This is a genomic window from Micromonospora sp. NPDC003944 (genome assembly GCF_053605225.1).
Genome location: NZ_JBSGIV010000023.1, coordinates 64,626 through 78,020, shown reverse-complemented (window position 1 = coordinate 78,020; position 13,395 = coordinate 64,626). Strand labels below are relative to the sequence as shown.

Annotated in this window: 9 protein-coding genes; 8 read left to right on the top strand and 1 reads right to left on the bottom strand. The window is 71.6% G+C overall.

Annotation, left to right across the window (positions count from 1 at the left end; genetic code table 11):
• Positions 1–2 precede the first annotated feature (2 nt).
• Positions 3–812, bottom strand: a complete 810-nt coding sequence (locus ACWER9_RS14215) for a DUF3105 domain-containing protein (protein ID WP_452302245.1) — start codon at positions 810–812, stop codon at positions 3–5.
• A 97-nt stretch (positions 813–909) separates the two neighbouring features.
• Between ACWER9_RS14215 and argS the strand changes: the two genes are divergently transcribed.
• The 8 genes from argS (at position 910) to thrB (ending at position 13,123) form a co-directional block, all read left to right on the top strand.
• Positions 910–2,577 (top strand): arginine--tRNA ligase, encoded by a 1,668-nt coding sequence (gene argS / locus ACWER9_RS14210; RefSeq protein ID WP_452302244.1) that lies wholly within the window; start codon positions 910–912, stop codon positions 2,575–2,577.
• A 1-nt stretch (position 2,578) separates the two neighbouring features.
• Positions 2,579–3,964: a diaminopimelate decarboxylase gene (lysA, locus tag ACWER9_RS14205; RefSeq protein WP_452302243.1), complete on the top strand. Its 1,386-nt coding sequence runs from the start codon at positions 2,579–2,581 to the stop codon at positions 3,962–3,964.
• Positions 3,965–3,972: 8 nt separating this feature from the next.
• Positions 3,973–5,283, top strand: a complete 1,311-nt coding sequence (locus ACWER9_RS14200) for a homoserine dehydrogenase (protein WP_452302259.1) — start codon at positions 3,973–3,975, stop codon at positions 5,281–5,283.
• A 138-nt stretch (positions 5,284–5,421) separates the two neighbouring features.
• The gene (gene thrC, locus ACWER9_RS14195) at positions 5,422–6,471 is read left to right on the top strand and encodes a threonine synthase (RefSeq protein WP_452302242.1); all 1,050 of its coding nucleotides are present in this window, start codon (positions 5,422–5,424) and stop codon (positions 6,469–6,471) included.
• Between the two features lie 130 nt (positions 6,472–6,601).
• Complete coding sequence (locus ACWER9_RS14190) at positions 6,602–9,880, top strand: efflux RND transporter permease subunit (RefSeq protein ID WP_452302241.1); 3,279 nt, start codon at positions 6,602–6,604, stop codon at positions 9,878–9,880.
• A gap of 141 nt (positions 9,881–10,021) precedes the next feature.
• Positions 10,022–10,858: a polysaccharide deacetylase family protein gene (locus tag ACWER9_RS14185; protein WP_452302240.1), complete on the top strand. Its 837-nt coding sequence runs from the start codon at positions 10,022–10,024 to the stop codon at positions 10,856–10,858.
• 11 nt (positions 10,859–10,869) lie between these two features.
• The gene (locus ACWER9_RS14180; protein ID WP_452302239.1) at positions 10,870–12,114 is read left to right on the top strand and encodes an MFS transporter; all 1,245 of its coding nucleotides are present in this window, start codon (positions 10,870–10,872) and stop codon (positions 12,112–12,114) included.
• A 64-nt stretch (positions 12,115–12,178) separates the two neighbouring features.
• Positions 12,179–13,123 (top strand): homoserine kinase, encoded by a 945-nt coding sequence (gene thrB / locus ACWER9_RS14175; protein ID WP_452302238.1) that lies wholly within the window; start codon positions 12,179–12,181, stop codon positions 13,121–13,123.
• The last annotated feature ends 272 nt before the right edge of the window (positions 13,124–13,395 follow it).

Here is a 13,395-nt window from a genome sequence, read left to right as displayed (position 1 = left end):
CCTTACTGGGTGGGCTGCTGCTGGAGCTCACGCGGCGTGGTGCCGGTGGCGGTGATGCCGGTGTTGCAGAGCGCCGTGGGGCCCTCGACGGAGGCGTTCACGCGCAGGTCCTTGATGAACTCGTCGATCCGCGAGTCGTCCGCGTTGTCGACCTTGAGCTGGTAGCCCCAGGCCTGGAGGGAGATCGGCTTGTCCAGGCCCTCGTACGGGCTCATCAGCATCTTCTCGACACCGCGGACCTTGCCGGCGAGCTTGTCGACCTGGTCCTTGGGCAGGTCGGGGCGGTAGGTGATCCACACCGCGCCGTGCTCCAAGCTGTGCACCGCGTGCTCGCTGGCGATCGGGGCGTCGTACACGTCGCCCATGCAGTTCTGCCAGGCGGCGTTGTGCACCCCGCCCACCGGCGGCGAGTACTTGTAGGTCAACGGGCCCGACTTGTGCGTCTCGTAGTCGAGGCTGTCGGGGTCGGACTTGCGGATGTTGGAGATGCCGTCGATGGCGTTGGCGCGCTTGTCCCAGGGCTTGGAGCCCTGGAAGGACGCCCAGGCGCCGTACCCGATGATGCCGGCTGCCAGCACGCCCACCGCGACGAAGAGTGCGATGGGACCCCACGCGCGGCCCTGGCTCACCTTGACCGGGGTAACCGGCTTGCGCGGGCCCTTGCCGCCGGCCCGGGGGGAGCCCGCCGGCTTGCCCGTCGGCTTGCCGGAACCGGCCTTGGCGCCGGACGCCGGCCGGCCCGCGGCCGGCTTCTTGCCGGTGCTGACCACGGTCGGGCGGCGCTCAGGGCCACCCGGGGTGCTGATGCTCATCGTGCCTCGTCAAGTCGGTCGGTCAGGGGAGTGGCGGGCCGGATGACGCGCAGGGGAGCCGCCGAGTGCCCGAGTCTACCCCCGATAACATGGTTGGGTGACTCCTGCAGAACTAGCCTCGGTCGTCCTTGCCGCCGCCCACGCCGTCTTCGAGCAGCGGGGGCTCGACCGCGCCGCGCTGCCGGCGAGCACGGTGGTGGAGCGACCGCGCAACCCCGAGCACGGCGACTACGCCTCGACGCTCGCGCTGCAGTTGAGCAAGAAGGTGGGCGTTCCGCCCCGGGAGTTGGCCACGGCCCTGGCCGACGAGCTGGGTCGGGCAGCGGGTGTCAAATCGGTGGAAATCGCCGGGCCGGGCTTCCTGAACATCCGGCTCGACGCCGCTGCGGCCGGTCAGCTCGCCCGGGTGATCGTCGAGGCCGGTGCGGAGTACGGCCGCAGCGACCGGCTCGCCGGCGAGAAGATCAACCTGGAGTTCGTCTCGGCCAACCCGACCGGGCCGGTGCACATCGGTGGCGTTCGCTGGGCTGCCGTCGGTGACGCGCTGAGCCGGCTGCTGCGGGCCACCGGGGCCGACGTCGGCACGGAGTACTACTTCAACGACGCCGGTTCGCAGATCGACAGGTTCGCCCGGTCGCTGCTGGCCGCCGCGAAGGGCGAGCCGGCGCCGGAGGACGGCTACGGCGGGGCGTACATCGCCGAGATCGCCGCCGAGGTGCAGGCCCGCCGGCCGGAGGTGCGTTCGCTCGACGACGACGCCGCCCAGGAGGTCTTCCGGGTCGAGGGCGTCGCGCTGATGTTCGACGAGATCCGCTCCTCGCTGCGCGACTTCGGGGTGGAGTTCGACACCTACTTCAACGAGAAGGACCTGCACGACCGGGGTGAACTCGACCTGGCACTGAACCGGCTGCGCGAGCAGGGGCACCTGTACGAGTCCGAGGGCGCCACCTGGCTGCGCACCACCGACTTCGGCGACGACAAGGACCGGGTGCTGCGCAAGTCCAACGGCGAGTGGACGTACTTCGCCGCGGACTGCGCCTACTACCTGGACAAGCGCGAGCGCGGCTTCGAGCGGGTCGTGATCATGCTGGGCGCCGACCACCACGGCTACATCGGCCGGATGAAGGCGATGTCCGCCTGCTTCGGTGACGACCCGGAGCGCAACCTGGAGATCCTCATCGGGCAGCTGGTCAACCTGTTGCGCGACGGCGCCCCGATGCGGATGAGCAAGCGGGCCGGCACGGTGATCACGCTGGAGGACCTGGTCGACGCGATCGGCGTGGACGCCTCCCGGTACGCGCTGGCCCGCTACTCCAGCGACTCGCCGATCGACATCGACATCGAGCTGTGGACCAGGGCGACCCGCGACAACCCGGTCTACTACGTGCAGTACGTCGCCGCCCGGACGGCGGGCGTGGCCCGCAACGCCGCCGAGGTGGGGCTGGTTCCGGGCGACGCCGACGCGTTCCGCCCCGAGCTGCTCGCCCACGAGAAGGAGAACGAGCTGCTCAAGGCGCTCGCCCAGTTCCCCGCGGTGGTGGCGACGGCCGCCGAGCTGCGGGAGCCGCACCGGGTGGCCCGCTACCTGGAGGAGAGCGTCGCCTCCTCGTACCACCGCTTCTACGACAACTGCCGGGTGCTGCCGCTTGGCGACGAGAAGATCACCGACCTGCACCGCGCACGGCTCTGGCTCAACAACGCCACCCGCACGGTGATCGCCAACGGCCTCTACCTGCTCGGCGTCTCCGCACCCGAGAGGATGTGACATGAGGGCTCATGAGGCTGGTGCGCTGCACGCGGACATCAGCAACCGGGGGCCGGCCTGGCTGCGTACCCCGGAGGACGTGAACGCCCTGCTGCCGACGCTGTGGCCGCGCAGCGTGACGCGCGGCGCGGACGGCGCGGTCGCCGTCGCGGGCCTCAGCGTCCGCGACATCGCGGCCGAGTTCGGCACCCCGGTGTACGTCCTCGACGAGGACGATCTCCGGTCGCGCTGCCGCGACTTCCGGGCTGCCTTTCCGACCGAGGACATCTTCTACGCGGGCAAGGCGTTCCTCTGCCGGGCGGTGGTGAAGATGATCGCCGAGGAGGGGCTGCACCTGGACGTCTGCACCGGCGGTGAGCTGGCCACGGCGCTGTCGGCCGGGATGCCGCCGGAGCGGATCGGCTTCCACGGCAACAACAAGTCGGTCGCCGAGCTGGGCCGGGCGCTCGATGCCGGGGTGGGCCGCATCATCGTCGACTCGTTCACCGAGATCGACAGGCTCACCGCGCTGGCCCGGGAGCGCGGGGTGCGGCCCCGGGTGCTGGTCCGGGTCACCGTGGGCGTCGAGGCGCACACCCACGAGTTCATCGCCACCGCCCACGAGGACCAGAAGTTCGGCTTCTCCCTCGCGGGCGGTGCCGCAGCGACCGCCGCGTTCAAGATCCTCGACGAGGATGTGCTGGAGCTGCGCGGCCTGCACTCGCACATCGGGTCGCAGATCTTCGACGCCAGCGGCTTCGAGGTCTCGGCCCGTCGGGTGCTCGCCCTACAGGCGCAGATCCGCGACGCCCGGGGAGTGGAGCTGCCCGAGCTGGACCTGGGCGGCGGCTTCGGCATCGCGTACACCACCCAGGACGACCCGGCCGCACCGCAGGACCTGGCCAAGCGGCTGCGCAAGATCGTCGACTCGGAGTGCGCGGCGGAGAACCTGGCCGTGCCGCACCTGTCGATCGAGCCGGGCCGGGCCATCGTCGGCCCGGCCGTGTTCACCCTCTACGAGGTCGGCACGGTCAAGGACCTCGACGGCATCCGGACGTACGTCAGCGTCGACGGCGGGATGAGCGACAACATCCGCACCGCCCTGTACGACGCGTCCTACTCGGCAACGCTCGCCTCGCGGGCCTCCGACGCGCAGCCGTTGCTCGCCCGCGTGGTGGGAAAGCACTGTGAGTCCGGGGACATCGTGGTGAAGGATGAATTCCTGCCCGCCGACGTGCAGCCCGGAGATCTTGTCGCAGTGCCCGGCACCGGTGCCTACTGCCGAAGCATGGCCAGCAACTACAACCATGTGCCCCGGCCGCCGGTGGTCGCGGTGCGCGACGGCCAGGCGCGCCTGATCGTCCGGCGGGAGACCGAAGAGGACCTGCTCGCATTGGATGTTGGATGACGTCACCTGTGCGCTTGGCGCTGCTCGGCTGTGGCACTGTCGGCCAGGAAGTGGTCCGGTTGCTGCACGAGCAGTCGGCCGACCTGGCCGCGCGGATCGGCGCTCCGCTGGAGATCGCCGGCATCGCCGTTCGTCGCCTCGGCCGCGACCGGGGTGACCTCCCGGTCGACGAGGACCTGTTCACCACCGACGCGCTCGGCCTGATCAAGCGCGACGACGTGGACGTGGTGATCGAGGTGGTCGGTGGCATCGAACCGGCCCGGGGCTGGCTGGTCGAGGCGTTGCGCGCCGGCAAGAGCGTGGTCACTGCCAACAAGGCGCTGCTCGCCGAGGACGGCGTGGCCCTGCACGACGCGGCGGCCGAGGGCGGTGGCGACCTCTACTACGAGGCGTCCGTGGCCGGGGCCATCCCGCTGCTGCGCCCGCTGCGGGAGTCGCTGCACGGCGACCGGATCAACCGGGTGACAGGCATCGTCAACGGCACCACCAACTTCATCCTCTCCGCGATGGACGCGACCGGCGCCGGCTTCGCCGAGGCGCTCGAAGAGGCCACCGCCCTGGGGTACGCGGAGGCAGACCCGACCGCCGACGTGGAGGGCTTCGACGCGGCGGCGAAGGCGGCGATCCTCGCCTCGCTGGCGTTCCACACCCGGGTCGGCGCCGCGGACGTGCACCGCGAGGGCATCACCGAGGTGACCGCCGCCGACATGGCCAGCGCCCAGGCGATGGGCTGCACGATCAAGCTGCTCTGCATCGCGGCCCGAGGCGTCGACTCCGCCGGCCGGGAGACAGTGAGCGTCCGGGTGCACCCGGCGATGATCCCGCGCAGCCACCCGCTGGCCAGCGTCGGCGACGCGTTCAACGCGGTCTTCGTGGAGGCCGACGCGGCCGGCCAGCTGATGTTCTACGGCCGGGGCGCCGGCGGCGCGCCCACCGCCAGCGCGGTGCTCGGTGACGTGGTCGCGGTGTCCCGCAACCGGCTCGCCGGGGTGCGCGCGGCAAGCGAGAGCGCGTACGCGGACCTGTCGGTCCGGCCGATGGGTGAGGCGCTGACCCGCTACCACGTGAGCCTGGACGTGGCCGACCGTCCGGGTGTGCTGGCCTCGGTGGCGGGCGTGTTCGCCCGGCACGACGTGTCGATCGCGACCGTGCGCCAGGGCTCGGCCGGCGGGCCGGCGGGCCGCGACGGCGACGCCGAGTTGGTCATCGTCACGCACGTGGCACCGGACGCCGCACTCGCCGCGACAGTCGGTGAGCTGCGCGGTCTGGACATCGTCCGGTCGGTGACGAGTGTGCTGCGGGTCGAGGGCGGGGCCTGAGTCGTTGGACCATCGACGGGGCTGCTCGCGCGTCCCGCCAGATGGGTAAGCCCGGGTCTGCCCTCGACAGCTCGGGCAACGTGGTCCAAGGTGGCCCCGACGAGGTCGGCGCACGGTGTCAGAGGCGAGGAGAGCGACATGTGGCGGGGTCTGATCGAGGCGTACCGGGACCGGCTGCCGGTCACCGCGGCCACGCCGGTCGTCACGCTGCACGAGGGCAACACCCCGCTGTTGCCGGCGCCGGTGCTCTCCGCCCGGCTCGGTTGCGACGTGCACCTCAAGGTCGAGGGCGCCAACCCGACCGGCTCCTTCAAGGACCGGGGGATGACCCTCGCGGTGTCCAAGGCGGTCGAGGCCGGCAACAAGGCCATCATCTGCGCCTCCACCGGCAACACCAGCGCCTCCGCCGCGGCGTACGCGGCTCGGGCCGGGTTGACCTGCGCGGTGCTGGTGCCGCAGGGCAAGATCGCGTTGGGCAAGCTGGCCCAGGCGCTCGTGCACGGCGCGAAGCTGCTCCAGGTGAACGGCAACTTCGACGACTGCCTCGCGACGGCGGCCAAGCTCGCCCAGGACTACCCGGTCGCGCTTGTCAACTCGGTCAACATCGACCGGCTGCACGGCCAGAAGACCGCCGCCTTCGAGATCGTCGAGGCGCTCGGTGACGCGCCTGACATCCACTGCCTGCCGGTCGGCAACGCCGGCAACATCTCCGCGTACTGGATGGGCTACGCGGAGGAGCAGGCGGCCGGCACCACCACCCGGGCCCCGAAGATGTACGGCTTCCAGGCCGCCGGTGCGGCCCCGATCGTGACCGGCCAGGTGGTGCCGGAGCCGTCGACGATCGCCACCGCGATCCGGATCGGCAACCCGGCGAGCTGGACCAAGGCGTTGGATGCCCGGGACACCTCCGGTGGCCTGATCGCGTCGGTGACCGACCGGGAGATCCTGTCCGCGTACCGTCTGCTCGCCCGCGAGGTGGGAGTCTTCGTCGAGCTGGGCAGCGCGGCAAGCGTGGCCGGCCTGCTGCAGCAGGCCGCGGCGGGCGCGGTGCCGCCCGGTTCCACAGTGGTCTGCACGGTGACCGGCCACGGGCTGAAGGACCCGGAGTGGGCGATCTCCACCGCGCCGGCGCCGGTGACCATCGCGAACGACCCGCTGGCCGCGGCCCGCGCTCTCGACCTGGCCTGAACGACCACCGCGCGGGGGTGGGGCCCGCGGTCGGCGGGACAGCGTGGGGGCGGCGGGGGTCGGAAGAGGCGAGTCCGGCACACTTTCGGGTATCCCCGCCCGCATTCTCGTTCAGGAGTGAGCCAGGCCGATGTCGCTGCTCGCCAGATTCAGCCTCGCCAACCGAGGGCTGATCGCCCTCATCGCGGTGGTGACCACGGTGTTCGGAGCGTTCGCCGTTCCGTCGCTGAAGCAGCAACTGCTGCCGTCGCTCGAGTTCCCGGCCGCGTTCATCGTGGCCCCCTACCCCGGCGCCGGCCCCGAGATCGTCGAGTCGCAGGTGACCGAGCCGATCGAGAACGCCCTCCAGGGCATTCCCGGTCTGGACAAGGTCACCTCCACGTCCCGCGAGGGTGCGGCGACAGTCCAGGTCACGTACGAGTTCGGCACCGACCTCGACGACGTGGTCAACAAGATGCAGACCGCGCTGAGCCGGATCGACGCCCAGCTGCCGGAGAGCGTCGACCCGCAGGTCATCGCGGGTAGCACCGACGACCTTCCGGCGGTGGTGCTTGCCGCGGCCGGCGCGGCGGACGAGCGGGCGCTCGCCGAGAAGCTGCGCGCGACGGTGGTGCCGGAGTTGGAGGGCATCGAGGGGGTACGCACGGTCGAGGTGACCGGCACCCGCGACGACGTCGTGGTGGTCACCCCGGACCCGGCGAAGCTCGCCGCCGCGAAGGTCCAGCCGACGGCGATCGGCGCGGCGCTGAAGACCAACGGCGTGGCGGTTCCGGCCGGTGCGGTGACCGACGGCGCGTTGGCCCTCCCGGTGCAGGTCGGCACGCCGATCGCCACCCTCGAGGACCTGCGCGGCATCGTGGTCGTCCCGGGGCCGGCGCCGGTCCGCCTCGGTGACGTGGCGACTGTCGAGCAGCAGCTCGCTCCGGCCACGGCGATCACCCGTACCAACGGCAAGGACAGCCTCGGCATCGCGGTCACCGCGGCGCCCGACGGCAACGCCGTGCAGATCTCGCACGAGATCCGTGACCGGCTCGACGACCTGAAGGACGCCTCCGGCGCGGACCTGACGGTGGTCTTCGACCAGGCGCCGTTCGTCGAGAAGTCGATCGAGTCGCTGACCACCGAGGGCCTGCTGGGCCTGGTGATGGCGGTCATCGTCATCCTGGTCTTCCTGCTGTCGGTGCGTTCGACGGTGGTCACCGCGGTCTCCATCCCGCTCTCCGTGCTGGTCGCGCTGATCGCCCTGTGGATCGGTGACTACTCGCTCAACCTGCTCACCCTCGGGGCGTTGACGATCGCGGTCGGCCGGGTGGTGGACGACTCGATCGTGGTGTTGGAGAACATCAAACGACACCTGGAGTACGGCGAGGAGAAGCGGCACGCCATCATCACCGGCGTCCGGGAGGTGGCCGGCGCGGTGACCGCCTCAACCCTCACCACGGTGGCGGTGTTCGCGCCGATCGCGCTTGTCGGCGGGTTCGTGGGCCAGCTCTTCGCGCCGTTCGCGATCACCGTGACGGTGGCCCTGCTCGCCTCGCTGCTGGTGTCGCTGACCGTGATCCCGGTCCTCGCGTACTGGTTCCTCAAGCCGCGCGGCGGCACCCCCGACGACGAGGCGGTACGGCACGCCGCGGAGGAGAAGGAGCTGCGCAGCCCGTTGCAGCGGGCGTACCTGCCGGTGATCGGGTTCGCCACCCGCAAGCGGTCGACCCGGTGGATCACCGTCGGGCTCGGCCTGCTGGTGCTCTTCGCCACCTTCGGTCTGGCGCAGAAGTTGGAGACCAACTTCCTGGACGACTCCGGCCAGGACACCCTCAACATGAGCCAGGAGTTGCCGGCCGGCAGTGGCCTGGCGGCTACCGACGCGGCGGCCAAGCAGGTCGAGGCGGTGCTGTCCCGCACCGACGGCGTCGGCACGTACCAGGTGACCGCGGGTGGTGGGGACAACCCGTGGGCGGGCGGCGGCGGCAACAACGTCGCCAGCTGGTCCCTCGCTCTCGACGGTGACTCCGACGCCAAGCAGATGCGTGAGGTGCTGCGCAAGGAGTTCGCCCAGCTTGGCGACGGCGTGGGTGAGATCAGCTTCGGCGGCGGGCAGGAGGCGTCGACGAGCCAGCTGGAGGTGATCGTCCAGGCCAGTGACCCGGAGGTGTTGACCCGGGCCGCGGAGGAGGCGCGGGCCGCGATGGCCGGCGTCCCGGACGTGGAGGATGTCTCCACCAGCCTGGCCGATCGGGTGCCGAGGGTCGACGTCACTGTCGACCGGGTCGCCGCCGGCCGGGCCGGGCTCACCGAGGCCGCCGTGGGGCAGCTCGTGTCGCAGGCGTTCCGGGGAGCGCCGCTGGGTCAGGTCGCGCTCGACGGCCAGCAGCAGAACGTGGTGCTCCGGTTGGGCGCGCAACCTCCGATGACCGTGGAGGAGCTGCGGGCACTGCCGGTGGGTCCGGTCAAGCTCGACGACATCGCCGATGTCACCCAGGGTGAGGGCCCGCAGCAGGTCACCCGGATCGACGGCGAGCGCAGCGTGTCGGTCACCGGCGCGGCGACCGGCTCGAACCTGGGCGCGACGAGCAAGGAGTTGCAGAAGCGGCTGGACGGCATCGACGTGCCGGGTGCGAGCTTCACCATCGGTGGTGTCAGCGCGGACCAGGCGGATGCCTTCGCGGACCTGGGCCTGGCGGTGCTGGCCGCCATCGCGATCGTCTTCCTGATCATGGTGGCCACGTTCCGCAGCCTCACCCAGGCTCTGATCCTGCTGATCTCCATTCCGTTCGCGTCGACGGGTGCGATCGGCCTGCTGCTTGTCACCGGTACGCCGCTCGGTGTGCCGGCGCTGATCGGTGTGCTGATGCTCGTCGGCATCGTGGTGACGAACGCGATCGTGTTGCTCGACCTCATCAACCAGTACCGGGCGCAGGGCATGGGGGTCCGGGAGGCGGTGGTCGAGGGTGGCCGGCGCCGGCTGCGGCCGATCCTGATGACGGCGGTGGCGACCATCTTCGCGCTGTTGCCGATGGCCTTCGGGTTGACCGGTGAGGGCGGCTTCATCTCGCAGCCGCTGGCGGTGGTGGTGATCGGTGGTCTGCTCAGTTCGACGCTGCTCACGTTGATCCTGGTGCCGACGCTGTACTCGATGGTGGAGCACACCAAGGAGTCGCTGCGGGGGCGGCGCGCACAGCGGCGCTCCGGCACCCCGGCGGTGACCACGACGGAGACGGACGAGGCGCCGGCCCCGAACCAGGTCGCGGTGCCGAGCGGCGCGCCGGCCCCGGCCGAGGCCGAGGCGGCGCAGTCGACCGGGCGACCCGCGCCGTCGGCCGCGCTGGTGGAGGGTACGGACCAGTTCGAGGTGTTGCGGCTGCCCCGTAGCCGCACCTCGCCGCTGCCTCCGGCGGAGCCGACCGAGTAGGTCGACGCGCAGTACGGAGCGCCCCCGGCGGGATTCCTGCCGGGGGCGCTCCGGGTTCATTTGCCGGAAAACACTCCGACCCGACCGCCCCACACCTTGTGTAACTTCTTGCATACTCCTCGTAGATGACTGGGGGTGTGGGTGGAGCGGGGCGGACTGACGGCCGGGGGCGCGACCGGGTGGGGGCGACGCGACCTGCTGCGCCGTGGCCTGCTGGTGGCGAGCGGTGTGGCCATCGGCGCGGGCGCGTCCGAGGCGTGGTGGGTCACCCATCGCCGGATGCCGATCGCTGGCGGCCCCGCAAGTGCCACCCTCGGTAACGGCCAGCAGGATGTCGGCTCCGGCGCGCTGGAGGCGGTCTGGTCGGGCCGGACCGCCGAGCGACTCGTGGCCCTCACCTTCGACGACGGCCCCGCACCACAGTGGACACCCATGGTGCTCGACACCCTGGCCCAGCACCGGGTTCCGGCCACCTTCTTCATGGTCGGTACGCAGGTCCGCCGGCACGCCGACGTCGTCCGCGGCCGGCTCGCCGGTCACGAGGTGGGCAACCACAGCTGGGACCACCGCGACCTGGCCGAGTTGGACGCCGCCGAGGCGTACGACGACCTGCGCCGCAGCCACGACGCGATCGCCGAGCTGACCGGGGTGCCGCCGGTGCTCCTCCGCCCGCCGTACGGCCACCTGGGCGGGGCGGTGCTGCACGCGGCGGCCCGGCTCGACTATCGGCTGGTGCTCTGGTCGTTGCAGATGGTGGAGCGGGAGTTCCCCGGCGACCCGGCCGGCCACGCCCGGCGGATCGTGGCCGAGGTCCGACCGGGAACGATCGTGCTCGGGCACGATGTGGGGGCGCACCGCCGGCTGGTCGCGCTGCGCGGTCTGACCGACATGATCAACGGGCTGCGGTCCCGCGGCTACACGTTCGTCACCGTTTCCGCGCTGCTGGGAGCGGGTGTGGCCTCGACGACGACCAGGTAGGGTCGCGCTCCGTGGCGTCCACCCTCTCGGTTCTGACCGGCAATCGAAGCTTCCGCAACCTCTTCCTCGCCGAGTTGGTGGTCTTCGGTGCCGACTGGTTCGTGATGGTGCCGCTGTTGGTGCTGCTGCCGCAGCTGACCGGCAGCGGGGTCTGGGGCGCGCTGGTGTTGGCGGTGGACACCGGCATCGTGGCGTTGCTGTTGCCGTACACCGGCACGATCGCCGACCGCTTCGATCGCCGGAAGGTCATGATCGCCGCGAACGTGGCCGCGCTGGTGGGGGTGTTGTTGCTGCTCGGCGTGCGGAACGCCGGAACGGCGTGGCTGGCGCTGGTGGCGATCGGCGTGGTGGCGGTCGCCAAGGCGTTCTACTCGCCCGCCGCCCAGGCCGCCCTGCCGAACGTGCTGGAGCCGCACGAGCTCGCCGCCGGCAACGCCGTCGCCGGCTCGGCCTGGGGCACCATGACCGTGGTCGGCGCCTCGCTCGGTGGTGTGCTCAGCACCGCTGCCGGCCCGTACGCCTGCTTCTGGGTGGCGGCGGCGGGCCTGGCGGTGGCGGCGGGCCTCGCCACGCGGATCCGCCGGCCCCTGCAGGCGCCCCGCGACGCCGACGAACCGGCCCAGCGGACCTGGTCGGCCGTCCGCGAGGCGCTCGGCTACATCGGTCACCGTCCCCGGGTGCTCGCGCTGGTCACCGTGAAGTCGGCGGTGGGCCTGGGCAACGGCGTGCTGACCGTGTTCCCGTTGCTTGCCGGCGTGTACGGCGTCGGCCCGCTCGGTGCCGGCCTGCTCTTCGCGGTCCGCGGCGCGGGAGCGTTGGTGGGGCCGATCCTGATGCGCCGGGTGTTGACCAACCGGGCCTGGCTGCTGCCCGGGCTCGCGTTGTCCATGTCGCTGTACGGGCTGTCCTACCTGGGCACCTCGGTGGTGCGCTGGTTCCCGCTGGTGTTGCTGCTGGTCTTCGTGGCGCACTTCGCGGGTGGTAGCAACTGGGTGATGTCGAACTTCGCCCTGCAGGGCGAAGTTCCGGACCGGTTGCGTGGTCGCGTCTTCGCCACCGACATGATGCTCGCGACGCTTGCGATCTCGGTGAGCCAACTGGCGGTGGCCCTGGTGGTGGACTCGGTCGACGAACGGGTGGTGCTCGCCGGCTGCGGTCTGATCACCCTGGTGTACGCGGTCGGCTGGCGGATCGCCACCCGTCGGCTCTCGCTCACCGATCCGGCCGTCGAGCCGGTCCCGAACCCGGCGAGCTGAATCCGGCGGTCCCAGGCAGCGGGCGCGACGCCGGTTCGTCGGTGCCGAGCCCTAGCATGGGCGCGTGCCGACGAACTTCACCGCCGGGCCGGTCCGGGTCCGGACTCCCGCGACCAGCGCCAACCTGGGCCCGGGCTTCGACGCGCTGGGTCTCGCCCTCGGGCTCTACGACGACGTGGCCGCCGAGGTCACGTCGGGCGGTGTCCGGGTGACAGTGACCGGGCAGGGCGCCGGTGAGCTGCCCGACGACGAGCGCCACCTGGTGGTGCAGGCCATGCGCGCCGCGTTCGACGTGCTCGGGGCCCACCCTGGGGGGCTGAGCGTGGAGTGCGTCAACCGGATCCCCCAGGCACGCGGGCTGGGCTCCTCGTCCGCCGCGATCGTCGCCGGGGTGTTGCTGGCCCGTGCCCTCGTCGTCGACGGGGAGCACCGCCTCGACGACGCCGGCGCGCTCCGGCTGGCCGCCGAGATCGAGGGCCATCCCGACAATGTGGCACCGTGCCTGCTCGGCGGTTTCACGGTGGCCTGGTCCGAGCCGGGCGGCGCCCGGGCGGTTTCGCTGCCGGTCGCCGACGCCGTGCGGCCCACAGTCTTCGTCCCGGCGGAACGCGGATTGACCGCGATCGCGCGGGCGGCTCTGCCGGCCACCGTGCCGCATGGTGACGCCGCGTTGACCGCCGGGCGGGCAGCGCTGCTCGTGCACGCGCTCACCACAGCCCCGTCCCTGCTGCTGCCGGCCACCGTCGACCGGCTCCACCAGGATTACCGCGCGGCCGGGATGCCAAACACATCTTCCCTGGTCAGCGCGTTGCGAGCGGCCAGTGTGGCGGCTGTGGTCAGTGGGGCGGGGCCGACTGTGCTGGCGCTCAGCGAGCCTCCACCGGGCTTCCCGGTGGGAACAGACTGGGAGATCTGGCAGTTACCGATAGACGTCAGCGGCGCGCGGGCCGCACGGGGTAGACTTGGACACGCCGAGCGGGACCCTGTTGCCGCAGGTCGGAAGAGTTGATTACGCTCTAGACCTAGCACAGCCGCGAAGCACGCGATCTCCTGCGGGGCGGCGCACCCCCGAAGCTCTCGGCGGTCAGCCCGTCCACCCCTGCCAAAGGCCCACGCCGCACCGCAGTTTCCACAGGTCGCCGCAGACGGCGAGACCTGCTCACCGACGTTGGTGAGTCGGGATACCGACCGGCTGCTGTGTCACAGACTCCCGCGACGCGTCCTTGCGAGGCGGGTGCACCGAGGCCGCCCGGCCACCTGAGCTCCGACTCCGGGCAGTCC